The sequence below is a fragment of the Actinacidiphila sp. bgisy167 genome, from assembly GCF_057707665.1.
In genome coordinates this window covers 25,859-48,109 of sequence record NZ_JBYIQP010000049.1, presented here as the reverse complement: position 1 = coordinate 48,109, position 22,251 = coordinate 25,859, and the positions used below count along the sequence as shown (strand labels likewise).

Annotated in this window: 20 protein-coding genes; 11 read left to right on the top strand and 9 right to left on the bottom strand. The window is 74.3% G+C overall.

The genetic code is table 11. The features are described 5' to 3' along the window. Positions 1-85: 85 nt before the first annotated feature. Together AC3ET4_RS19280 and AC3ET4_RS19275 are read right to left on the bottom strand one after the other, a co-directional pair. Positions 86-970: a zf-HC2 domain-containing protein gene (locus tag AC3ET4_RS19280; RefSeq protein WP_431950976.1), complete on the bottom strand. Its 885-nt coding sequence runs from the start codon at positions 968-970 to the stop codon at positions 86-88. Continuing rightward, complete coding sequence (locus AC3ET4_RS19275) at positions 967-1,530, bottom strand: RNA polymerase sigma factor (protein ID WP_431950974.1); 564 nt, start codon at positions 1,528-1,530, stop codon at positions 967-969. Before AC3ET4_RS19275 ends, AC3ET4_RS19280 begins: the two co-directional genes overlap by 4 nt. Positions 1,531-1,766: 236 nt before the next feature. Between AC3ET4_RS19275 and lon the strand changes: the two genes are divergently transcribed. Beyond that, a complete protein-coding gene (lon, locus tag AC3ET4_RS19270) occupies positions 1,767-4,235 on the top strand; it encodes an endopeptidase La (RefSeq protein WP_431950972.1) in 2,469 nt (822 codons plus the stop codon). Between the two features lie 324 nt (positions 4,236-4,559). Beyond that, entirely contained in the window at positions 4,560-4,988 is a 429-nt protein-coding gene (locus AC3ET4_RS19265) for a MarR family winged helix-turn-helix transcriptional regulator (protein ID WP_431950970.1), read from the top strand. A gap of 142 nt (positions 4,989-5,130) precedes the next feature. Here the strand turns inward: AC3ET4_RS19265 and AC3ET4_RS19260 are convergent, their stop codons facing one another. Next, the gene (locus AC3ET4_RS19260; RefSeq protein WP_431950968.1) at positions 5,131-5,976 is read right to left on the bottom strand and encodes a hypothetical protein; all 846 of its coding nucleotides are present in this window, start codon (positions 5,974-5,976) and stop codon (positions 5,131-5,133) included. Between the two features lie 347 nt (positions 5,977-6,323). Between AC3ET4_RS19260 and AC3ET4_RS19255 the strand changes: the two genes are divergently transcribed. From AC3ET4_RS19255 to AC3ET4_RS19230, 6 genes are all read left to right on the top strand, one after another. Beyond that, positions 6,324-8,945 (top strand): sensor histidine kinase, encoded by a 2,622-nt coding sequence (locus AC3ET4_RS19255; protein WP_431950966.1) that lies wholly within the window; start codon positions 6,324-6,326, stop codon positions 8,943-8,945. Next, positions 8,945-9,526 carry a roadblock/LC7 domain-containing protein gene (locus AC3ET4_RS19250; RefSeq protein WP_431950965.1) on the top strand — a complete coding sequence of 194 codons (582 nt, stop codon included), beginning with the start codon at positions 8,945-8,947 and terminating at the stop codon, positions 9,524-9,526. Before AC3ET4_RS19255 ends, AC3ET4_RS19250 begins: the two co-directional genes overlap by 1 nt. Then, positions 9,526-9,951: a DUF742 domain-containing protein gene (locus AC3ET4_RS19245; RefSeq protein ID WP_431950964.1), complete on the top strand. Its 426-nt coding sequence runs from the start codon at positions 9,526-9,528 to the stop codon at positions 9,949-9,951. The genes AC3ET4_RS19250 and AC3ET4_RS19245 overlap by 1 nt, the downstream gene beginning before the upstream one ends. Position 9,952: 1 nt before the next feature. Next, positions 9,953-10,555 carry a GTP-binding protein gene (locus tag AC3ET4_RS19240; RefSeq protein ID WP_431950962.1) on the top strand — a complete coding sequence of 201 codons (603 nt, stop codon included), beginning with the start codon at positions 9,953-9,955 and terminating at the stop codon, positions 10,553-10,555. A gap of 73 nt (positions 10,556-10,628) precedes the next feature. Then, the gene (locus AC3ET4_RS19235; RefSeq protein ID WP_431950960.1) at positions 10,629-11,864 is read left to right on the top strand and encodes a styrene monooxygenase/indole monooxygenase family protein; all 1,236 of its coding nucleotides are present in this window, start codon (positions 10,629-10,631) and stop codon (positions 11,862-11,864) included. Positions 11,865-12,028: 164 nt separating this feature from the next. Then, the gene (locus tag AC3ET4_RS19230; protein WP_431950958.1) at positions 12,029-13,471 is read left to right on the top strand and encodes a selenium-binding protein SBP56-related protein; all 1,443 of its coding nucleotides are present in this window, start codon (positions 12,029-12,031) and stop codon (positions 13,469-13,471) included. Between the two features lie 55 nt (positions 13,472-13,526). Here AC3ET4_RS19230 and AC3ET4_RS19225 read toward each other — a convergent pair whose 3' ends face one another. The 4 genes from AC3ET4_RS19225 to AC3ET4_RS19210 all read right to left on the bottom strand — a co-directional run bounded on the left by AC3ET4_RS19225 (position 13,527) and on the right by AC3ET4_RS19210 (position 16,237). Next, a complete protein-coding gene (locus AC3ET4_RS19225) occupies positions 13,527-13,679 on the bottom strand; it encodes a hypothetical protein (RefSeq protein ID WP_431950956.1) in 153 nt (50 codons plus the stop codon). Between the two features lie 103 nt (positions 13,680-13,782). Next, positions 13,783-14,931 carry a C40 family peptidase gene (locus tag AC3ET4_RS19220; RefSeq protein WP_431950954.1) on the bottom strand — a complete coding sequence of 383 codons (1,149 nt, stop codon included), beginning with the start codon at positions 14,929-14,931 and terminating at the stop codon, positions 13,783-13,785. Positions 14,932-15,504: 573 nt separating this feature from the next. Beyond that, the gene (locus tag AC3ET4_RS19215) at positions 15,505-15,771 is read right to left on the bottom strand and encodes a hypothetical protein (protein WP_431950952.1); all 267 of its coding nucleotides are present in this window, start codon (positions 15,769-15,771) and stop codon (positions 15,505-15,507) included. A 4-nt stretch (positions 15,772-15,775) separates the two neighbouring features. After that, positions 15,776-16,237: a hypothetical protein gene (locus tag AC3ET4_RS19210; RefSeq protein ID WP_431950950.1), complete on the bottom strand. Its 462-nt coding sequence runs from the start codon at positions 16,235-16,237 to the stop codon at positions 15,776-15,778. Between the two features lie 313 nt (positions 16,238-16,550). Here AC3ET4_RS19210 and AC3ET4_RS19205 point away from each other — a divergent pair, with 313 nt between their 5' ends. Continuing rightward, positions 16,551-17,633 (top strand): ferritin-like domain-containing protein, encoded by a 1,083-nt coding sequence (locus AC3ET4_RS19205; RefSeq protein ID WP_431950948.1) that lies wholly within the window; start codon positions 16,551-16,553, stop codon positions 17,631-17,633. 61 nt (positions 17,634-17,694) lie between these two features. On the opposite strand, the gene AC3ET4_RS19200 is transcribed toward AC3ET4_RS19205, so the two are convergent. After that, complete coding sequence (locus AC3ET4_RS19200) at positions 17,695-19,158, bottom strand: penicillin-binding transpeptidase domain-containing protein (protein ID WP_431950946.1); 1,464 nt, start codon at positions 19,156-19,158, stop codon at positions 17,695-17,697. After that, positions 19,155-20,579 (bottom strand): FtsW/RodA/SpoVE family cell cycle protein, encoded by a 1,425-nt coding sequence (locus AC3ET4_RS19195; RefSeq protein ID WP_431950944.1) that lies wholly within the window; start codon positions 20,577-20,579, stop codon positions 19,155-19,157. Before AC3ET4_RS19195 ends, AC3ET4_RS19200 begins: the two co-directional genes overlap by 4 nt. A gap of 84 nt (positions 20,580-20,663) precedes the next feature. Here AC3ET4_RS19195 and AC3ET4_RS19190 point away from each other — a divergent pair, with 84 nt between their 5' ends. Together AC3ET4_RS19190 and AC3ET4_RS19185 are read left to right on the top strand one after the other, a co-directional pair. Continuing rightward, complete coding sequence (locus tag AC3ET4_RS19190; RefSeq protein WP_431950942.1) at positions 20,664-21,359, top strand: pentapeptide repeat-containing protein; 696 nt, start codon at positions 20,664-20,666, stop codon at positions 21,357-21,359. Further along, complete coding sequence (locus AC3ET4_RS19185) at positions 21,356-22,162, top strand: pyridoxamine 5'-phosphate oxidase family protein (RefSeq protein WP_431950980.1); 807 nt, start codon at positions 21,356-21,358, stop codon at positions 22,160-22,162. Before AC3ET4_RS19190 ends, AC3ET4_RS19185 begins: the two co-directional genes overlap by 4 nt. Positions 22,163-22,251: the final 89 nt, after the last annotated feature.

Here is a 22,251-nt window from a genome sequence, read left to right as displayed (position 1 = left end):
GGTGTCGAGGGCGTAAGACCTCCGGGGGCGCTGCTCCCGGAGGCAGCCTGAGCCAGGAATCCCCTCCCTTCAGGGAGGGGAGGTGTCAAAGGCGCTCCATGTGGTCGAAGGCGGTACGGCGCAGGGCGAGCAGGAGGACGCAGGAGGCGCCCGCCGCCGCCCACGCCTGCTGTGCGGCACCGGAGAACAGCAGGTTCCTGGCGGTGGCCGGCGGCCCGCACAGGACCACCGCCGTCACCCACCCGGTCGCCACGATCGCGGCGGCCCGGTGGCAGCCGGTCCAACTGCCGAGGACGAGGGTGGCCGCGGTGAGTGTGAGTCCCGGCAGCAGCCAGGCGACGGCGGCGCCCGCCCCCGCCAGCAGCCCTCCGGCGGCTGTGAGCAGCGGTACGCAGGCGGCCAGCACGACACCCGTGCGCACCAGCAGCAGACGCAGCCCCCCGGACGGTGTCGAGGCGGCCAGCTCGTACACCGGGTCGGCATGCCTCCCGTATGCGAGCGCCACCCCGGTCGGCGGCAGCAGCGGCGCGAGCAGCAGCAGCCACGGATCGGCGCCCGGGACGGCGACGAAACGGGTGAGCGCCACGGCCGCCACCACCGCGAGCAGCAACGACGCCATCCAGGGCGCGCGCGGCGCGTACGCGGACCGCAGCGCCGCCGGCCACGGGCGCGACCGTACGGCCGGGAGGGCCGCGGCGCCTCGGACAGGGGCACTCGCCACCTGCGCCAGCACCACCTGGCGTACCTGCGCCAGTGTCGCTCCATGCGGGCCCGTACGGGCCCGCGTGGACACCCGGTCGGCGCAGGCCGCGCACTGCTCCAGATGCTTGTCCACGGACCAGGCGGTGGTCTCCGGCAGTGTGCCGTCCGCGTAGGCGGCGGCCACCGCGTCCGGCACGTGCCAGGCGGCCGGGTCGGGGCGGCGGATCAGCGGGAGGCGCCGAAGGCGCCCTCGCACGGAACCGGTCATGCGGTGCCTCCCGCGGGATCGAGGGCGGCCAGCATCGAGCGCAGCTCGCGCCGCGCCCGCTGGGCCCGGGTCTTGACGGTGCCTTCGGGGATGCCGAGCAGGCGCGCGGTCTCACGGGTGGTGAGGCCGTCGACCACGGTGGCCCGCAGCACGTCACGCAGCTCGGGGGAGATCCGGTCGAGCGCGGCCCCCACGTCGCCGTACGCCAGCCCCGCGAGGACGTCCTCCTCGGCGGACGGGACGGTGCCGGGTTCCTGGGTGGCGAGCAGGTCACGGGTGCCGGCCCGCGCGGCGGCGCGACGCGCGTCCGCCAGCCGCCGGACCGCGATCACCCACAGCCAGCCGCCCGCGCCGCCGCCGCTGTGGGCGCCTGCCGAGCGCCAGGCCGTGACGAAGGTGTCCTGCAGCACCTCACGCACGGTCTCGGGGTCGGCGCAGCGCCGGGTGAGCCGGGCGTGCAGCCAGCCGGAGTGGCGGTCGTAGAGATCCGCGAGGGCCTGGGTGTCGCCCCGGGCGACCGCGCGCAGCAGCGCGTCGTCCCCGGGCGGCTCGTGGGTCATGGGCCGGAAGAGTCTCACACCCCTCTATCGCCGCCGCTGCCGCGCGCGGTTCACGGGAGGGCGGGTCCGCGGCGGGGCTTTTCGGAGCGGACCCCGAAGTCGCCGCTCAGTGGGCGCCGCGTCTCCCCCACGGTGCGCCGCGGCCGATCGCTCACAGCGAACACACCGCGGGGAACACGAGGGGCCTCAGATGCATTGAGCCTGCGTAGCTCAACTTCATTGCTTAGGGAGAGATAATGGCTCAGTCGTCTTCGTCGGCGTTCGCGCCGCTCACCCTGCCCGTGCTGCCCCTCGACGACGCGGTGGTCCTGCCCGGCATGGTCGTGCCGGTGGACCTGACCGACGCCGAAGCGCGCGCCGCGGTCGAGGCGGCGCAGGCCGCGCACCGGTCCGGGCAGCCGCAGCCCGGTTCCGGCAACAAGCCGCGGGTGCTGCTCGTTCCCCGGGTGGACGGCGACTACGCCGGCGTGGGCACGCTGGGCACCGTCGAGCAGGTGGGACGCCTGTCGGACGGCGATCCCGGCGCCGTCATCCGCGGTGTCAGCCGCGTGCGCATCGGCGCCGGCACGGCCGGCCCCGGCCGCGCCCTGTGGGTGGAGGGCACCGAGCTCGCCGAGCCCGCGCCGGCCGAGGCCCCCGGCAGCGTCGCGGAGCTCATGAAGGAGTACAAGGCCCTCGCCACCAGCTGGCTGCGCAAGCGCGGCGCCTGGCAGATCGTGGACCGCGTCCAGCAGATCGAGGACGTCTCGCAGCTCGCGGACAACGCCGGCTACTCCGGCTTCCTCACGACCAGCCAGCGCGTCGAGCTGCTGGAGACCCTGGACCCGGCCGCCCGCCTGCGGCTGGCCACGCAGTGGCTGCGCGACCACCTCGCCGAGCAGGACGTCGCCGAGAGCATCCGCAAGGACGTCCAGGAGGGCATGGAGAAGCAGCAGCGCGAGTTCCTGCTGCGGCAGCAGCTGCAGGCCGTCCGCAAGGAGCTGGCCGAGCTGAACGGCGACCCGGAGGACGAGGCGGACGACTACCGCTCGCGCGTCGAGGCCGCCGACCTGCCCGAGAAGGTGCGCGAGGCCGCCCTGAAGGAGGTCGAGAAGCTGGAGCGGTCCAGCGACGCGTCCCCCGAGGGCAGCTGGATCCGCACCTGGCTGGACACCGTCCTGGAGCTGCCGTGGAACAACACCACCCAGGACTCCTACGACATCCCCGGCGCGCGGGCGGTGCTGGACGCCGACCACGCGGGCCTGGAGGACGTGAAGGAACGCATCACCGAGTACCTGGCCGTGCGCAAGCGCCGCGCCGACCGCGGCCTCGGGGTCGTCGGCGGCCGCCGCGGAGGCGCGGTGCTGGCCCTGGTGGGCCCGCCGGGCGTCGGCAAGACCTCGCTGGGCGAGTCCGTGGCCCGCGCGATGGGGCGGAAGTTCGTGCGCGTCGCGCTCGGCGGCGTCCGCGACGAGGCGGAGATCCGCGGCCACCGGCGCACCTACGTCGGGGCGCTGCCCGGCCGCGTCGTCCGCGCCGTCAAGGAAGCCGGGTCGATGAACCCGGTGGTGCTGCTGGACGAGATCGACAAGGTCGGCTCCGACTACCGGGGCGACCCCGCCGCCGCCCTGCTGGAGGTGCTGGACCCGGCGCAGAACCACACCTTCCGGGACCACTACCTGGAGGTCGAGCTGGACCTGAGCGACGTGGTGTTCCTCGCCACCGCCAACGTCCTGGAGGCCATCCCGGAGCCGCTGCTGGACCGCATGGAGCTGGTGCGGCTGGACGGCTACACCGAGGACGAGAAGGTCGTCATCGCCCGCGACCACCTGCTGCCGCGCCAGCGCGAGCTGGCCGGACTCGGTGAGGACGAGGTGGTGGTGGACGAGGCGGCCCTGCGCAAGCTGGCCGGGGAGTACACCCGCGAGGCCGGCGTGCGCACCCTGGAGCGGTCGCTCGCCCGCATCCTGCGGAAGGTCGCCGCCCAGCACGAGCTGGGGGAGCGCGAACTGCCGTACACCGTGACGCCGGAGGACCTGCGGGAGCTGATCGGACGCCCGCACCATGTGCCGGAGTCCGCGCAGGACCCGCAGGAGCGGCGCACGGCGGTGCCGGGCGTGTCCACGGGCCTGGCGGTGACCGGCGCCGGCGGCGATGTGCTCTACATCGAGGCGTCGCTCGCCGACCCGGAGACCGGCGGCAGCGGGCTGCAGCTCACCGGGCAGCTGGGCGACGTGATGAAGGAGTCCGCGCAGATCGCGCTCTCCTTCCTGCGCTCGCACGGGGCCGAGTTGGAGCTGCCGGTCGGCGACCTGAAGGAGCGCGGCGTCCACCTGCACGTCCCGGCGGGCGCCGTCCCGAAGGACGGCCCGAGCGCGGGCGTCACCATGACGACCGCCCTGGCCTCGCTCCTGTCGGGGCGCCGGGTCCGCGCCGACGTGGCGATGACCGGCGAGGTGTCGCTGACCGGGCGGGTGCTGCCGATCGGCGGCGTCAAGCAGAAGCTGCTGGCGGCGCACCGCGCCGGGATCACCACCGTGGTGATCCCCAAGCGGAACGAGGCGGACCTGGACGACGTCCCGGCCGAGGTCCTGGAGAAGCTGGAGGTGCACGCGGTCTCCGACGTCCGGCAGGTGCTGAAGCTGGCGCTGGAGCCCGCCGTCACCGGCGCGGACTCCGGCCTGGAGCCCGGCTCCCCGGCGCAGGAGCCCACGGTCGCGGCCTGACGGCGGGACGCCACCGGGTGCACGCCGAGCGGCCCCTTCCCGGCCCGAGAACGGGCGGGGAGGGGCCGCCCCTGTGCGTCCGGCTCCGGCGGCGGCCACACGGGACGTCCTCGCACTCCGTACCTGCCGCACGCGCGGCCGTGCGGGTCGGGCGGACGGCGAAGCGGGACACGACGGGCAGGGCCCCTGGTCACGCCGTCGGCGCACCGCTGCGAAATACTGGAACCGCCGCTCACGCGACAGCCGGAGACGAGACGTTCACGACGGAAAGCGGGTGACCAGGTGGCCGGAACCGCCGGCTCCCCCAGGGAGGAAGACCCGGTCATGGAGGCGCTCGAACGCGAGCTCACCGTCCTTCTGCGGCGCGCCCGCGCGTCCTCCGGCGAGATGGCCCGCGAGGTGCACCCGGACCTGGAGCCCGCGGCGTACGCGATCCTCGCCCGGCTGGCCGAGACCGGTCCCGAACGGGCCACCGTGCTCGCCGGCTACTTCGGCGTCGGCAAGGCGACGATGAGTCGTCAACTGCGCGCGCTCGAGGAGCTCGGGCTCATCCGGCGCGAGCCCGACCCCGCCGACGGGCGGGCCTTCCTCATCCAGCTGACCGACGAGGGCGCCGCTCGCTTCTCGCGCGTCCGGCAGGCACGTCGCGCGCGCTACGTCAGCCGGCTCAGGGGGTGGGACCGCGACGAGCTGCGCGAACTGGCCCGTCTGCTCGGTCAGCTCAACGCGTCGCAGGAGCAGGACGGCGCGTAGCCGCGCGGGCCTTAAGGGCCGGGTACGCCGGGAGCGGCCGTCAGCGCCGCGCCCGCACACCGCGCGCGGAACAGGTGCGCGGCCGCGCCTGACGGCGCGTCACCGCGTGCTGGCCGCGAGCGCTCCTGTGTGCCGGTCGCGCTCACCAGCGCGCGATCACCGCGGTCGCGTCGTCGCGCACCTTGCCGCGCGGGAAGCGGGCGCCCTCCGGGTCCGCGGACTCCGCCGCGCGCACCCGGCGCAGCAGTTCCTCCGGTCCCGCCTCGTCCAGCAGGGTGAACACGCCCTGCCAGTCCAGCTCGTGGAAGACCTCGACCAGCCGGGCGGCGCCGTCCGTCAGGGCCGCCACCGCGCGGACCCGCGACCGCGGCCGGGTGCCGGTGACGGCGCGGGCCGCGACCGCGGGGTCCGCCGCCGCGGTGAAGAAGCCTCCCTCGGCGTTGCGCAGGGCCTCCACCGCCCGTCCGTACTCCGCGGCGGCCGCGGCGCGGGCGGCCGTACCGCGCGGCAGCGCGCGTACCTCGGCCCGCCGCGCGAGCAGCGGCGCGGGCAGCCGGTCCAGCCGGTCGTCGCGTACGGCGGACACCTGGCCTGCGGTGTCCTCGATGAGCAGCACCGAGTCGGACAGCACCAGATGTTCCACGGTGTCCGCATTCCACCGGACCGCCACCACGGTCGCCTGAGGGGTGTGCCGGTGATAAAGGTCACACGTGTCGCGGTGCGCGTCGGCGGTGCGGCGGACGGATTCCGCTAGACACTCCGCCAGGCTCCGGCCGGTGGGGGAAACGGACAGTTCGATCATGGATCCGCCCAGCCGGGCGACATACCAGGGCACGTCGTGACGGCATCCCGTGGGGCCGTCGGGAGGGGTGACGCCGTCCAGGAGCACCAGTGCACCGCCGCCGCCTGACGCGGGCATGGCCACCGCCGCGAAGTCCTCGTTGGGGCGGCCCGGGCTTCCGGACTCGGTCGCCGTCTCGATGCGCATGCGCCCAGTCTGCAGCAGCCGCCCCGGGACCCTGTTCGAGTCCCGGCGCCGATTACCGGCGAGTGAAGGTGCGCATACTGCCAGGGCGGCGGCCGTCATGCCACCTCCGGGACCGGGCGGCGGGGGGACGCGCGTGGGGCGGTCCGGCGGGCGAGTTGAACGCCAACTTGCGGGTGCGATTCACTCGTTCAGGTGTCGGGTCGGGGGACGCACATCTGCAGTCCGGGTCGGCCTGAGAAGGTCGGGACGATGCCGGGATGAGGCCAGTCGTTGCCGTGCTCGGCGCTCGGCCGATGTGTCGTCATCTCGGGACCAGTGGATCAGGCGAGACGGGATAGCGAGCACCGGTGCGAACACGACGTAACCCGCGGACCAAGCGCGTCCGGCAGAGACTGCTGGTCGCCCTGTTGATCTGCGCCGTCACGGTTCTGGCGGCCTCCGCTCCGGGCGTTGCCGCGGGCGTGCGGGATCTGGCCGAGTCGCAGCGACTGGTCGGCATGGCGCGACTGGGGACCCAGGCGGTGGCGTTGTCGCATGCCCTGGCCGACGAGCGGGACGCCATGACCGCCTTCGTGGCGGGGGACCGCTCCGCCGAGGACGGCACCGGCGTTCCGGCGAGCCGGCGCGAGCGGGTCGACCGCCAGGTCGCGGAGGTGCTGGCGGCGGTGGCCGACGCCGACACCGACGACGCCCCCGCCCTCGCCGACGCGACCGCCGAGGTCGTCCGGCAGCTCGGCGAACTCCCCGCCCTCCGGCGCAAGGCCGATGCCGGACCCGGCTCCGCCGAGGCCGTCGTCGCCGCCTACGACCCGGTGATCCGGGCGCTGAACGGGGTCACCGGCGCGGTCGCCCGCTCGCTGCCCGCCCGCGGCGCCTCCGCCGACACCGCCGCGCTGCCCGAACTCGCCCGCGCCGTCGACGAGGCCTCCGTCCAGCGCGGCCTGCTGGTGGGCGCGCTCACCGCGGACGGCCGGCAGTCCCGGCTGGTCGCCGCCGCGCAGACCGCCGCGGTCGGCGAGCGGTCCGCGCTCGCCGACTTCCGCGCCACGGCCACGCGGGCCGCGGTCGAGCAGTACGACCAGACGGTCACCGGCTCCGACGTCAGCACCGCCGAGAAGCGGCTGAAGCAGCTGCTGAAGGGCTCCTCGCTCTCCGCCGCCGACCGCGCGCTGAAGCCGGCGTCCGTCCAGGCGGCGCTCTCCGCGCGGATCGACATGATGCGCGGCGTCGAGTCCTCCCTCGCGGCCGCGGCCGCCGACCGGCTCGCCGCGCTGCGCGACGATGACGTGACGGCGCTCGAACTGCGCGTCGCCCTCGCCTCGGTGTGCTTCCTCCTCGTCCTCGGCACCGGAGTGTCCACGGCCCGTTCCATCACCCGTCCGGCCGCCGCCCTGCGCCGCTTCGCCCGCGGGGACGTGCCCACGGGCGAGCCGGTCGACGTCGTCGGCTCCGACGAGTTCGCGGCGACGGCCCGCGCGATCAACGCGCTCCGCGCCGAGGTCGCCGGGCTGCGCGGGCGCGTGGCCGAGCAGGACGCGGAGCACACCAGGCTGCACGGCGTGCGCGAGGCCCTCGCCGCGGAGCGCGACGAGCTGCACGCCCGGCAGGAGGAGCTCACCACACGCCTGGGCGCACTGCAGGGCAATGTGCACGGCACCTACGTCAACCTGACGCTGCGCACCCTCGGCCTGGTCGAACGCCAGCTGACGCTGATCGAGCGGCTGGAGGAGCTCGTCCACGACCCGGACGAGCTCGCCCAGCTGTTCAAGCTCGACCACCTGGCCACCCGTATGCGCCGCAACAGCGAGAACCTGCTGCTGCTCGCGGGTGCGGAGCACGGCCACGGGCACCCCAGGCCCGTCCCGCTGGTCGACGTGGCGCGCGCGGCGGTCTCCGAGATCGAGACGTACGAGCGGGTCCGCATCGAACAGCTGCCCGCGGGGCGCATCGCGGGTTTCGCCGCCGACGACCTCAGCCATCTGATCGCCGAACTCCTCGACAATGCGGCCGCGTTCTCCCCGCCGCAGTCCGAGGTGCAGCTGTCCGGCTGGGCGCTGGAGAGCGGCGAACTCATGCTGTCGGTGGAGGACCAGGGGATAGGAGTGCCCACGGCCCGGCTGGACGAGCTCAACGCGCTGCTGACGCAGGCCGACGCCGCGGAGCACTTCTCCGTCTCCGCGGAGGCCGCCGGCCTGGGCCTGTACGTCGTCGCGCGGCTCGCCGCCCGGCACGGCATCCGTGTGCAGCTCCGCGACGCCAAGCGCGGCGGCACCACCGCCGTGGTGCTCGTCCCCGCGGCGCTCACCGCGCCCGCGGAGGACCCGGACGGACCGCAGACCCCGGTGGAGGCGGCCGTCGCGGGCGAGCCGTGGCAGCCGCGCACGACGCTGCGGCGGGCGCGCGAGGAGCAGGAGGGGGAGGAGCGGGCGGGGGAGCAGCCCGCGAAGGAGGCGCGGACGACGCCGGCGGTCGCGGAGCCGGCGACGGCGTCGTCCGGGGAAGCGCCTGAGGCGGCGTCCGAGGCGGAACCAGAGCCCGACGAGGCCGTCGAGCACGCCCGCGCCGACCAGCCCGCCCCCGCCGTGGCGCCGCAGCACGAAGCCACGCCGGCCGCTGCTCCGGCAGCGGCTCCGGGTCCGGCCCCGGCGGAGGCGCCGGACGGCGTCGCGCTCACCGCCAAGGGGCTTCCGCAGCGGGTGCCGCGGTCCACGGGTCTCTCGGGTGAACCGCAGGTCAGGGCGCGGGCCCGGCAAGGCGGCGGGGTGGACCCGGAGGAGCTGCGGCGCAAGCTCGGCGGCTTCGCCCAGGGCCTGCGCGAGGGCCGGGCGGACGCCCAGGCCGAGACGCAGGAGATCCGGCGCGGCCTGCCCGCGCCGAGGAAGGCCGCCGACACGGCCGCAGAAGAAGGCAGTGGTCCAGGGGGGCACCGACAAGTCGAAGCCGAAGGCGTCGAGGAGGCACGCAGTTGATGTCTGCCGGTACGGACACAGAGAGTGAACGGGGCCTGAGCCGCGAGGCACGCAACCTCCAGTGGCTGCTGACCAATTTCGTGGAGGACGTGCCCGGAATCCGCTCCGTGGCCGTCGTCTCCTCGGACGGACTGCTGCTGCTGTCCTCGGACCCCGAGGACGCGGCCGACCCTGAGGACGCGGCCGACCCTGAGGACGCGGCCGGCACGGCGGACGAGACGCCGGCGGACGAGGGCGCGGCCGGGCCGGCGGCGGTGAAGCGCGCGGCCGGCCGGCCCAGGGGCCCGGCGGGCACCTCCGCCGACCTGGCCACGGTGGTCTCCGGCATCGCCTCGCTGACCGACGGCGTCGCGCGTCTGATGGACGGCGGCGGTGTGCGCCAGACGGGCGTGTCGATGGAGAACGGCAGCGTGTTCGTCATGACGATCGGGGACGGTTCGCTGCTCGGCGTCCACGCGGACGCCGACTGCGACATGAGCGTCGTGGCCTACCACATGGCCCTGTTCGTGGGCCGGGCCGGCCACGCGCTCACCCCCGCGCTCCGCACGGAGCTGCGGCACGCGAGTGAGGAGGGCCACTGATGAGCGCTCCGGTGATCCCCGCCGCCCAGGCAGCCGCCGCCCTCCCGGTGCGCGGTGCCGGGCGCCGGGCCGCCCGCGTCCGGCCGTACGCGCTGACCGGTGGACGTACCTCGTTCGGCCATGTGCTGCTGGTGGAGACCTTCGTCGCGACGATCGACGGCCCCACCGAGCGCCGGGAGCTGACCGCGGGCAGCTGGGCCGAGCGCGTCATGCCGGAGATGCTGGCCATCGTGGAACTGTGCCGCCGGATGCGCTCGGTGGCGGAGATCTCGGCGCTGCTGCGCATGCCGCTCGGCGTGGTCCGGGTGCTGCTCAGCGACTTGGCCGATCAGGGGAGAATCCGCGTGTTCGGGACCGGGCACGGGCCCGGGGCCCCCGATCACGCGCTGCTGGAGAGGGTGCTCAGTGGACTTCGCAGGCTCTGACATGTCGTCCCTCGCGGAAGAAGACGGCCTGCAGGAGTGGCAGCTCGACGTGAGCCGCGCCCCCACGTCGACCAAGATCGTGGTGGCGGGCGGCTTCGGCGTGGGCAAGACCACCTTCGTCGGCGCGGTCTCGGAGATCACCCCGCTCACCACCGAGGCGGTGATGACCCGGGCCAGCGAGGACATCGACGACCTCGGCTCCACCCCGGACAAGACCACCACCACGGTGGCGATGGACTTCGGCCGCATCACCCTCGACCGTGAGCTGGTGCTCTACCTGTTCGGCACCCCCGGCCAGCAGCGCTTCTGGTTCATGTGGGACGACCTGGTGCGCGGGGCGATCGGCGCGGTCGTCCTCGCCGACACCCGCCGGCTGGCCGACGCCTTTCCGGCGCTGGACTACTTCGAGAGCAGCGGCCTGCCCTACGCCGTGGCGGTCAACCACTTCGAGGGGACCACCGCCTACGAGGAGTTCGACGTCCGCGAGGCGCTCGCCGTGCCCGACGAGGTCCCGGTGGTGATATGCGACGCCCGCGACCGCCAGTCGGTGATCCAGGTGCTGCTGGCCCTGGTCAAGCAGGCGCTCGTGGGCCAGCCGGAGTAGCAGTCCTCCGGGGGAGTCGTGGGGACGCCCGCCGGACGCAACCATGCCGCACCGTACGAGAGAGCATGCCGCCTTGCCCAAGATACTGATCGTGGGAGCCGGACAGTCCGGGCTCCAACTGGCCCTGGGCCTGCAGTCCCGGGGATACGAGGTCACCGTCATGTCCAACCGCACGGCGGACGAGATACGCCATGGGCGTGTCATGTCCACCCAGTGCATGTTCGGCACGGCGCTGGCGCACGAGCGCGACCTGGGCCTGAACTTCTGGGAGGAGCAGACCCCCCGGATCGAGGGTCTGGGCGTCTCCGTCGCCGCGCCCGACGGATCACGGCCGATCGACTGGATGGGACGGCTGGACGCGTACGCGCAGTCCGTCGACCAGCGGGTGAAGATGGCCGGCTGGCTGGAGACCTTCGTCGAGCGCGGCGGCCGGCTCGTCGTGCACGGTGTCACGGTCGGGGACCTGGACTACTTCGCCCGTGCCTACGACCTGGTGCTGGTCGCGGCCGGGAAGGGCGAGCTGGTCTCCCTGTTCGGACGGAACGCGGAACGCTCCCCCTACGACCGCCCGCAGCGCGCGCTGGCCGTCGCCTATGTGCACGGCCTCGCCCCGCGACCGGAGCACCCCGATGTGCACGCGGTGCGGCTCAACATGGTGCCCGGTGCGGGCGAGCTGATCGTGATCCCGGCCCTCACCGTCTCCGGACCCTGCGACATCCTCTTCTGGGAGGGGCTGCCGGGCGGTCCGCTCGACGTCTTCGACGGGGTGAAGGACCCGCGCGAACACCTGCGGATCACCCTGGAACTGATGAAGCAGCACCTTCCATGGGAGTACGAGCGCGCACGTGACGTCGAGCTGGCGGACGCCGGCGGCACCCTGGCCGGGCGGTTCGCGCCGGTCGTCCGGCACCCCGTCGCGGAACTGCCCTCCGGCGGACTGGTGCTGGGCGTCGCCGACGTCGTCGTGGCCAACGACCCGATCACCGGCCAGGGCTCCAACAGCGCCTCCAAGTGCGCGGCCGCCTACCTCGACGCCATCGTCGAGCACGGCGACAAGGTCTTCGACCGGGACTGGATGGAGTCCGCCTTCGCCCGCTTCTGGGCCACCGCGGAGCCGGTCACCAAGTGGACCAACGCCCTGCTCGGCCCGCCGCCGGAGCACATCCTGGGCCTGATCGGCGCCGCCGGGCAGCTGCCGGCCGTGGCGAACCGCTTCGCCAACGGCTTCGACGACCCGTCGGACTATGAGGCGTACTTCTACGACCCCGAGGCGACCGCCGCCTACCTGGCCTCGGCCGCCGGAGCCTGACGGCAGCGGGCGCCGGCGGTGCACACCGCCGGCGCCGGCCAGCCCGCCGTGCCCGGTCCGCGTCCCGGCGACCGGGCACGCGCCGTCCCGCCTTGGCAGGTCCGCGGGGCTGTGAAACGCTCGTGGTACGGGGCATCTGTCCGGCGTCCGCAAAGGGGACGGCCATGACGACGACCGAGCACGACCGCGACGGCCACCTGGACCCCACCCTGTACCGCACCCCGGCGGACGCGGTCGCCGCGCCACCGGAGGAGCTCGCCTACGTCGTCGGGTTCGACCCGGCCGGCGAGCGCCCGGACGCCCTGTTCACCGTCGTCACCGATCCGCGGTCCCCGCAGTACGGCCGGGTGGCCGCCCATGTCGAGCTGCCCGACCGGGGCAACGAACTCCACCACTTCGGCTGGAACGCCTGCTCCAGCGCCCTGGCACACCCTGGCCACCACCACGCCGAGCGGCGCTATCTCATCGTCCCGGGACTGCGCTCCTCCCGGCTGCACATCCTCGACACCACCCCCGACCCGGTCCGCCCCCGCCTGGTCAAGGTGGTGCAGGCCGGGGAACTGGCCGCCAGGGCCGGCTACTCGCGGCCGCACACCCTCCACTGCGGCCCCGACGGGGTGTTCCTGTCCTGCCTGGGCGGCGCGAACGGAGCGAACGGCTCGAACGGCGCGGACGGCCCCGGCGGCGTGGCGCTGCTGGACCACGAGACCTTCGAGGTGCTGCGCGCGTGGGAGAGCGAGCGGGGTCCGCAGCACCTCGCCTACGACGTCTGGTGGCACCTGCGCCAGGACATCGCCGTGACGAGCGAGTGGGGCAGCCCCTCGATGATCGAGGACGGGCTCGTGCCCGACCTGCTGCTGGACCGCCGCTACGGCCACGCGATCCACTTCTGGGAGCTGGGGACCGGCCGGCACCTGCAACGCGTCGACCTGGGCGACCGGAACCAGATGGCGCTGGAGCTGCGCCCCTCCCACGACCCCGAGGCGACCTGGGGTTTCGTGAACACCGTCGTCGACGTCGAGGACCTGTCGGCGTCCGTGTGGCTGTGGACGGCGGAGGACGGCGAGTTCACGGTCCGCAAGGTCATCACCCTGCCCGCCGAGCCCGCCCCGGCGGAGGACCTGCCCCCGGCGCTGCGGCCGTTCGGCGCGGTGCCGCCGCTGATCACCGACATCGACCTGTCGGTCGACGACCGGTGGCTGTACGTGTCCGCGTGGGGGACCGGCGACCTCCTCCAGTACGACGTGGGCGACCCCCTGCGGCCGAGGCTGACCGCGTCCGTGCGGCTGGGCGGCATCGCCGGCCGGCAGGCGCACCCCGCGGCCCCGGACGTCCCGCTGTCCGGGGGATCGCAGATGGTCGAGCTCAGCCGCGACGGACGGCGCGTCTATGTGACGAACTCCCTGTACGCCGCCTGGGACGAGCAGTTCTATCCCGGAGGCATCGACCCGTGGATGATCAAGCTCGACGCGGACACCTCCGGCGGCGGGCTCGGCGTCGACGGCGGCTTCTTCCCGCACGGGCCCGACTTCCGGGGCCTGCGGGTGCACCAGACGCGCCTGCAGGGCGGCGACGCCTCCTCGGACTCGTACTGCTACCGCCGCTGAGCTGCGCGGACCGAGGCCTCCGGCCGCCTCCCGCGGTCTCCCGCCGGGCTCTCCCTCACCCGGTGGCGGCCGCGATGGCCGCGATGGCCGTGACGTTCGCGATGGCCGGGATGGCCGGGATGGCCGCCGCGATGGCCGCCGCGATGGCCGCCGCGATGGCCGTGACGTCCGCGACGACCCTGCCCCGGCCCTCGCCGCGCGCGACCACGCCGTGGACCTCGGCGACCGTGGCCGGCGCGAGGCGGCGCGAGGCGGCGCGGGTCGACCAGCGGTCGCAGGGCCCCGGCGTCGGCCACGGCGCGGGCGCGGCCTCAGGGCCGCGGCGCGGTGCCGAGCGGGGTCGGGTCGGTGGCCGAGCGGGGGACGGGCGGGGAGACGTAGTGCGTCATCGACGGGGCGCCGGAGTCCGGTCGCACGGCGCCCAGCACCGGGTTGGACGCGATCGGGGAGATCTTGACCACGGCGCCCGGGCGCGGAGCCTGGATGACCATGCCGTTGCCGATGTACATCGCCACATGGGTGGCGCCTGGGAAGTAGACCACCAGGTCGCCGGGGCGCAGCTGGTCCAGCGGGACACGCGGCAGCTGCTTCCACTGCTCCTGGCTGGTGCGCGGGATGGTGGTGCCCGCGTGCTCCCAGGCCCGCGAGGTCAGCCCCGAGCAGTCGTACGCCTTCGGGCCCTCGGCGCCCCACACATAGGGCTTGCCGAGCTGGGCGTAGGCGAAGCTCAGCGCCCGGTTTCCGGCCAGCGACGGCGCGAGCGCGGAGCTGCCGAGCCGCCCGGAGCGCAGGAACGCCGCCTGCGCCCGGTCGATGCCCTGCTGCTCGAGCTCCTGGAGGTCCTCGATCTGGGAGCCGGTCAGGCCGGCGAGGATCCGCTCGACGTCGGCGAGCTGCCGCTCGATGTCCTCCTTGGCCTCGCGCTGCTTCTCCTCCAGCTGCGCGGACCCGTCCAGCGCGTGCTGCTGTGCCCGGTTGAGCGCGGCGATGCGCTTCTCGCCGTTCTCCAGCTGGGCGACGAGGTCGGCCTGGCTGCCCGCGGCGCGGTCGAGCACGTGGCCTTGGGTGAAGGCGTCCTGTGGGTCGCGGCTGAGCAGCAGGCTGAGATAGGGGGAGACACCGCCGGACTTGTACTGCTCGCGCGCCAGTTGCCCGGCCAGGCTGCGGGCGTCGCTCAGCGCGGTGCGCTCCTCGGCGAGCTGCCGGTCGAGGCGCTCGGCCTTGCTCTGGTTCTCCTCGAGGTCGACCTTGGCCTGGACGTAGGTCTCGGTGGCCTGTTCGGCCTTCTGGTAGAGGTCCTGCAGCTGCTCCAGCAGCACCACGAGCGTCTGGTTGTCCGGCGGGGGGTCGGCGGGTGCGGCGTAGGCCTGGCCGGGGATCCCCAGGGCCGCGGCGGCCAGCAGCGCCCCGCAGACGAGTGCCCTGCGCACCCATTCCTTGGGCCGGTGTGCTGCTGACATCCCGTCACCTCCTGCTGATCGGCCGACACCTGCGGGTAGATCCTTACATGATCGGGTCGGCTGCGACAGAGGGGCGGGCCGGAACGACGGGCTCCGCCGGTCGCGGCGCCACCCGTTCGCCCGGGGTCGGCCGAAGGGACGGCCTGTGTTGTCCTGGGACTGGCCCGCGCCGGGCGGTCCCGGCTCACCGACCGGCCGTCGCAACACGCGGGAGAAACGGGTGCTTTGGCGGCGCAGTCGCCCGCAGGCCGTCAGGGATCGCGGTCCGCCGCCTCGGTCGGCGCGGGCTCTGCCTCCGCTTCCGGGACCGCCCCGAAGGCACTGCTCCCGAGATGACGGGGTGTCAGCGCGCCTCGTGCCCCGGTACGGCCCAGCGGCGACGGCCACGCACGAAACGCGGCGAGGGGCGCGAGGCCCCCGCGCACGGCACGCGGCCGCGCCGCGAAGGCCCCGCCGGTAGAACCGGTCGTCCGCCACCCCGGCGACGCCGTCGTCAAGCCCCCCGCGCTACGGCCCTGCCCTTTGGGTCGCGGCGGCCCGCCCGGGCCTGCCTGCCGTCCTGCCCGCCGGCGGTCACCGCCGCGGCTTGGACCAGGGCCAGCGGGGCCCGTCCGGCCGGTTCCCCTCCGGGTCGTAGACGAAGACGAAGCGCGTACGGCGCTGCGCGCGCGGGCCGGGACTGGGTTCGCGATGATAGACGTGCACGACGGGGGGCGCGCCGTCCTCCTGCGGCACCGGCACCTCGTACACCTTCGGGGGCTGCCCGGTGATGCCGGTCAGCACCCCCAGCACGCGGCCGTCCAGCGGCCCCCCGACAAATTCCGTGTCCTCATGCCTCACGAACTCAGGGTAGGCCCTGCCACGGCGGGCGGTTCACGAAACGGCAGGTGGGAGCAGATGTGCGACGGTCCGAGCCGGCGGGGCCACCCGGCGGGCCAGGCCCGCCGGCGGGGCCGCCGCCACTCTCCCGCTCCAGCGCGGCCGGCGCCGCCCCGGCGGTCTTGGGGCCGGTGGTGGAGCTGACCGGCAGCAAGGCGGCGAAGTGGTCCACCAGCCAGGTGCGCACCTCCTCGGCGGGAGTCCGCTTCCCCTCGTCCAGCCAGGTCGGCGACATGGCCTCGGCGCCGGCGATCCAGGAGCGCGCCGTCATCGCCGGCCGCGGTCCGGGGCGCGGGGCGCCCGGGTGCCGCGGGATCTGCTCGGCCGCGCCGCGCCGGACGCCGTCCACGTTGGCGTCGGTCCGGCTGGTCCCGGCCGCGCTGCCGCCGCGCGGCAGCGCGGAGTACGCGGCGTCGCGCTCGTCCACGAAGGCGAGGCTGCGGGGGCGTGGACCCGCGGGCTGATCGGCGACGAACGCCCACCCGGGCGGCGTCGGCGGGGGAGCCCCGGGTCAGGGCGGGCTCCGGCGCCCGCCGAAGCCGCCCGGCGGCGCGGCTCCTTCGGGCGCGGCGGATGTGCCGGGCCTGCTCCACCCCGCGGACGCGGGATCGAAGGAGTGCGTCGCGCAGGCGTCCGGCAGCCGCGCCGCCGCGTTCTCGCGCGCCGCGCGTGGGTTACCGGCGGTCACGGTGTTGTGAGACGGTGTGTCAGCACGTCCGTCACGAGCCGAGGAGGCGCCGATGCCGTCGCATGACACCGCGTGGGAGATCCCGGCTTCCGGAGCCGCCCGCTTCTCCTGGGAGTACGACGACGGGCGCGACCGGCTGCTCGCCCTCTACCAGAAGGGCAAGGACAAGCAGTGGGACGCGGTCACCCGCATCGACTGGGACATCGAGGTCGACCCCTACGACCCGCTCGGCGTGCCCGACCAGAACATGACCGTCCACGGCACGCCCTACTGGGACAAGATGTCCGAGCAGAACCGGCGCGACATGCGCCGCGCCTACGCCTCCTGGCAGTTCAGCCAGTTCCTCCACGGGGAGCAGGGCGCCATGGTGTGCGCCGCCCGCATCGTGGAGTCGGCGCCCGACCTCGACGCCAAGTTCTACTCCGCGACCCAGACCATGGACGAGGCCCGGCACGCCGAGATCTACTCCCGCTTCCTGCGCGAGAAGGTCGGCATGGTCCACCCGATCAACGACTCGCTGCAGGCCCTGCTCGGCGACACCCTGCGCGACTCCCGCTGGGACATGCCCTACCTCGGCATGCAGGTGCTCATCGAGGGGCTGGCGCTGGCCGCCTTCGGCATGCTCCGCGACACCACCGACAAGCCGCTGCCCAAGCAGATCCTCACCTACGTCATGCAGGACGAGGCCCGGCACGTCGCCTTCGGGCGGATGGCGCTGCGCGACCACTACAAGCAGCTGTCCGACGCCGAACTGCGCGAGCGCGAGGAGTTCGTCATCGAGGGCTGCTACCTGATGCGCGACCGGCTGCGCGGCAGCGAGGTGCTGGAGGACTTCGGCATCCCGCGGCAGGAGGCCGAGGAGCTCAGCGAGCGCTCGGAGTATCTGCGGCTCTTCCGCAAGCTGCTGTTCAGCCGCATCGTGCCGTGTGTGAAGGACATCGGGCTGTGGGGCGAGCGGCTGCAGCGCGCATACGTCGACATGGGCGTCCTGGAGATGGGCGACAGCGACCTCGACCTCCTGATGGCGCAGGACGAGGAGATCGCCGAGAAGCTCGACGCCGAGCGCTTCGCGAGGGAGGAGACCGAGCGGGCGGCCGAGGTCGAGGCGGCCATCGCGCTGGGCGCCGAGGACTGACCTCGGGGGACCACGCGGGGAGGGGGCCGCGGCGACGGCGGCGGCCCCGCCCGGCCCGGGGTCAGCGCCCCAGCACCGCCCGCATGACGGCGCGGGCCACGGGGGCCGCCTTGCCGCCGCCGCTGATGTCGGCGCGGTCGGCTGCGGCGTCCTCCACGACGACGGCGACGGCGACCTTCGCCGGGGCCCCCCGGCTCTCCTTCGCCCAGGCGATGAACCAGGCGAAGGGGTTCTCGCGGTTGTCCTCGCCGTGCTGCGCCGTGCCCGTCTTGCCGCCCACCACCACGCCGGGCAGGTCCGCGTCGCGGCCCGTGCCGTGCCGCACCGCGGCGACCATCAGATCCTGCATCACGTGCGCCACGGCCCCGTCCATCACCTGCCGGTAGGCCCGCTCCGCGGTGACCTCCAGCGGCAGGCCGGCCGCGTCGGTCGTCCGGTCGACCAGGTGCGGGTACATCAGCGTGCCGTCGTTGGCCACGGCCGCGGCCACCATCGCCATCTGCAGCGGGGTGGCCCGGGTGTCGTACTGCCCGATGGACGACAGCGCGAGCTGCGCCCGGTCCATACGGCGGTCGAAGACGCTCACCGCGGGACGCGAGGGCACGGCGAGGGAAGGGTCGTTGAAGCCGAAGGCCTCGGCCGTCTCCCGCATCGCCCGCAGCCCCACGTCGTCCCCGAGCTTGCCGAAGACGGTGTTGCACGAGACGACGAACGCGTGCCGCAGCGGCGCGTCCTCGCAGCCCGCGGACGCCGACTCGTTGCGCAGCGCCGTCGTGGAACCCGGCAGCGGGAAGGGGTCCGGGGAGTCGGTGGGCTCGTCGACGTCGTCGACCACCCCGGAGACCAGCGCCGCGACCGCCGTCACCGTCTTGAAGGTCGAACCCGGCGGGTACGTCTGGCGCAGCGCCCGGTTGAGCATCGGCTGGTCCTCGGCGGCGACCAGCCGGCGCCAGGCGCCGAGCGCCGCAGGGCCGGTGCCGGCGATCGTCCCCGGGTCGTAGGAGGGCGTGCTCACCAGGGCCAGGATCCGGCCGGTCGCCGGGTCGAGGGCGGCGACCGCGCCCTTCCGGCCGTTCATTGCCCTGTACGCGGCCTTCTGCACGGCCGGGTCGATGGTGGTGCGGACGTGGCCGGGGCGCTGCGGCTGCCGGCTGACCGCGTTCCACAGCGCGAGCCCGGACAGGCCGGGGGAGGTGCCGGAGAGCACCTCGTCCTCGGCGGCCTCCAGCAGGGCCGTGCCGTAGGTCTGCGAGGAGAAGCCGGTCACCGGGGCGTAGACCGGGCCGTCGGCGTAGGTGCGGACGAAGTCCAGCTGGGCGCCGGTGGACCTCGAACCTGTCACGGGCCGGTTCCCCACGAGGATGTCGCCGCGCGGCTGCCCATAGCGGTCGATCAGCAGCCGACGGTTGGCGGGGTTGCCGTCGTAGGCCGGGGCCCGCACGACCTGGATGCGGACGGCGTTCACCAGCAGGGCCGCCAGGAGCAGCAGGCAGAGCGCCGCGGCCCGGCGGGCGTACGGGATCACGGGGTGCCCGCCCGGCCGGGGGCGGCCCGGCCTGTCGGGCTTGCGGCCCGGCCCGCGTCCGCCGCGGGCAGCGGACGGCGGGCGGCGTCGCTGAGCAGGATCAGCAGTGCCACGATCACCCAGTTGGTGACGACCGAGGAACCGCCCTGCGCCAGGAAGGGCATCGCCATCCCGGTCAGCGGGATCAGGTCCGTCACCCCGCCCGCGATCACGAAGACCTGCAGCGCCACGATCGAGGCGAGTCCCACGGCCAGCAGCCGGCCGAACGGCTCGCGGACCGCCAGTCCGGCCCGGTAGCCCCGGGCGACCAGCAGCCCGTACAGCAGGAGCAGCGCGGTCAGCCCCGTCAGCCCCAGCTCCTCGCCGGCCGTGGCCAGGATGAAGTCGGACTTGGCCGCGAAACCGATCAGGACCGAGTGCCCCTCGCCCAGGCCCGTGCCGAGCAGCCCGCCGGCGGAGAACGCGAACAGCGACTGCGCCAGCTGGCCCGGCCCCTGCCCCGTCCCGGCGCCGGCGAAGGGATGGAGCCAGTCCGCCACCCGTGAGTGGACGTGCGGCTCGAGGGAGCCGACCAGGAAGGCCCCGGCCGCCGACAGCAGCAGCCCGACCGCGATCCAGCCGGTGCGGCCCGAGGCGACGTAGAGAAGGATCACGAAGAGACCGAAGAACAGCAGCGAGGTCCCCAGGTCCCGTTCCACGACCAGCACGCCCAGGCTGATCGTCCAGACCGCCAGCACCGGGCCGAGCACCCGGCCGGTCGGCATCTGCAGCCGGCGGAAGCGCAGGACGTGCCGCCCGGTGTACGCGAGCGCGGCGCGGTTGTCCGCGAGGTACGCAGCGAAGAACACCGCCAGCAGCACCTTCGCGAACTCGCCGGGCTGGAAGGACAGGCCCGCGACCCGGATCCAGATCCTCGCGCCGTTCACGGAGGGGAACAGGCTCGGCACGATCATCAGCACCAGGGCCGCCACGACCCCGAGATACGCGTACCGGGCGAGGGCGCGGTAGTCGCGCAGCAGCAGGACGACGGCGGTGAACAGGGCCACGCCCAGCCCGGACCAGACCAGCTGCGCCGGGGCGGCGGCGTCGGGGGTCTCCAGGTCGAGGCGGTGGATCAGGACCAGGCCCAGGCCGTTGAGCAGCACCCCGATCGGCAGCAGCAGCGGGTCCGCGCACGGGGCGCGCAGGCGGACCGCCAGATGGGCGGCGAGCGCCAGACCGCCGAGGGCCCCGCCGAAGCCGGCCGTACCCCGCGGCACGGCGCCGTCGTGCGCCAGGCCCACGGCGCAGTAGCCGTACACCGGGATCAGCACCGCGCCGACCAGCAGCGCCAGCTCGACGCCCCGGCGCCGGGGCACCGGGACGGCGGGCACGGCGAGGGCCGGCTGCGCGGTCCGGGGGGCGGGGGCCGGGGCGGTCATGGGACGCAACGTAGCAAGACATCACGGACAAATCGCTCATCTTCGGGAAGGCGGCTGTCACAGGGGGCCGCTAGCGTGGCCGCCATGACCTTCCCGGCACCGCGGTCCCTGTCGGAGCTGCCCTACGCGCAGGCGCTGGAGCCCTTCGACGCGCCCGGGCTGGGTGTCGAGGAGCGCTACGACACCCTCCACTTCGACGGCCTGACCCTCGGCGGACAGGACGCGGGCGGCGCCGTCTTCCTGGAGTGCGCGATCACCGACACCGTCCTGGAGGGCGGCAGCCTGCGCCGGGCCCGCTTCAACGACGTCTGGCTGCAGGGCGACCGCCTCGTCGGCACCTCGGCCGCCGAGACGAACTGGATGGACGTTACCGCCGACTCCTGTGTGCTCGCCGGGGTCGAGGCCTTCGGCGCGGTGCTGCGCCGGGCCGTCTTCCGGCGCTGCAAGTTCGACTCCGTCAACCTGCGCGGCGCCCGGCTGCACCAGGTCGTCTTCGAGGACTGCGTGCTGCGTGACGTCGACCTCGGCGGCGCCCGTCTGAAGGACGTCTCCTTCCCCGGCACGCAACTGGAGCGCCTGCGCCTCGGCCGCGCCGAACTCGACGCGACGGATCTGCGCGGTGCCACCCGGCTCGACCTCGCCGACGGCCACGACTCGCTGCGCGGCGCCGTCATCGGCAGCGCCCAGCTGCTCGACCTGGCCCCGGCACTCGCCGCCGCGCTGGGCATCGCCGTCCGGGACGGCGAGGACGACCGCGCGGTCCGTCCCCGGCGGGGCTGATCCGCTTCCTGACCCTTGGGCGGCGGCGGGGCCGCACGGAGAATGGCCGCAAGGGAAAAAAGACGTACGAACGCATCGACGGGCGCCTGCGCGCCTTCATCGAGGAGCAGAAGGTCTTCTTCACGGCCACCGCTCCGCTCGTCGGCGACGGGCACGTCAATGTGTCGCCCAAGGGGCTCGACGGTTCCTCCGCCCTCCTCGACGACCGCACCTTCGCCTACGCCGACCTCGGGGGCAGCGGTGCGGAGACCATTGCCCACCCGCGGGAGAACGGCCGCATCGCCCTGATGTGGTGCGCCTTCACCGGACCGCCCACCGTGGTGCGGGTGCACGGGCGGGGGGAGCCCGTCTTCCGCGACGACCCGCGCTGGCGCGACCTCCTTCCGTACTTCTCCGAGGACATCCGCAGGCGCACCGACCTGCGCGCCGTCATCGTCGTCACCGCCGAACGCATCAGCGACAGCTGCGGGTTCGCCGTCCCCGAGATGGACTTCCGGGCAGAACGGCCGCTGCACACCCAGCGCTTCTCCCGGGAGACGGAGGAGTCCTTCAGAGGCCGCGCGGATAGGCGGGCCGGCGTCGCGGGTCGAGGGCTCTCGCCTGGCGGCGTTGTCGTCGGTCGCCGCAGCTCCGCTGCGTCTCCCTTCTCCGCCTTGCCGGACTCGGCCCTCGACCCGCTCCTTTCTCCACCCCGCCTATCCGTGCGACCTCTCAGCGACTACTGCGCGGGCAAGCCGCACGTCGGGACCAGCCTCGATGGTCTGCCCGGGCTGCCGCTTCCGCTGCCGCCCCGCACCTCCTGAGGGGCGGAGGAAGGGCAACCCGGCACCGGGGCGCGTGTTTTGGGACGACAGAGTCCTGAAAGCACCCTTGCGGCGACAAGATCCATCTG

Excerpts from the sequence above, each read along its gene's own strand:
- AC3ET4_RS19245 (WP_431950964.1), top strand. The coding sequence starts at position 9,526 with ATGAGCGCTCCGGTGATCCCCGCCGCCCAGGCAGCCGCCGCCCTCCCG.
- AC3ET4_RS19195 (WP_431950944.1), bottom strand. The coding sequence starts at position 20,579 with ATGACCGCCCCGGCCCCCGCCCCCCGGACCGCGCAGCCGGCCCTCGCC.
- AC3ET4_RS19205 (WP_431950948.1), top strand. The coding sequence starts at position 16,551 with ATGCCGTCGCATGACACCGCGTGGGAGATCCCGGCTTCCGGAGCCGCC.
- AC3ET4_RS19240 (WP_431950962.1), top strand. The coding sequence starts at position 9,953 with ATGTCGTCCCTCGCGGAAGAAGACGGCCTGCAGGAGTGGCAGCTCGAC.
- AC3ET4_RS19265 (WP_431950970.1), top strand. The coding sequence starts at position 4,560 with ATGGAGGCGCTCGAACGCGAGCTCACCGTCCTTCTGCGGCGCGCCCGC.
- AC3ET4_RS19250 (WP_431950965.1), top strand. The coding sequence starts at position 8,945 with ATGTCTGCCGGTACGGACACAGAGAGTGAACGGGGCCTGAGCCGCGAG.
- AC3ET4_RS19190 (WP_431950942.1), top strand. The coding sequence starts at position 20,664 with ATGACCTTCCCGGCACCGCGGTCCCTGTCGGAGCTGCCCTACGCGCAG.
- AC3ET4_RS19260 (WP_431950968.1), bottom strand. The coding sequence starts at position 5,976 with ATGCGCATCGAGACGGCGACCGAGTCCGGAAGCCCGGGCCGCCCCAAC.
- AC3ET4_RS19230 (WP_431950958.1), top strand. The coding sequence starts at position 12,029 with ATGACGACGACCGAGCACGACCGCGACGGCCACCTGGACCCCACCCTG.
- AC3ET4_RS19275 (WP_431950974.1), bottom strand. The coding sequence starts at position 1,530 with ATGACCCACGAGCCGCCCGGGGACGACGCGCTGCTGCGCGCGGTCGCC.
- AC3ET4_RS19220 (WP_431950954.1), bottom strand. The coding sequence starts at position 14,931 with ATGTCAGCAGCACACCGGCCCAAGGAATGGGTGCGCAGGGCACTCGTC.
- lon (WP_431950972.1), top strand. The coding sequence starts at position 1,767 with ATGGCTCAGTCGTCTTCGTCGGCGTTCGCGCCGCTCACCCTGCCCGTG.
- AC3ET4_RS19280 (WP_431950976.1), bottom strand. The coding sequence starts at position 970 with ATGACCGGTTCCGTGCGAGGGCGCCTTCGGCGCCTCCCGCTGATCCGC.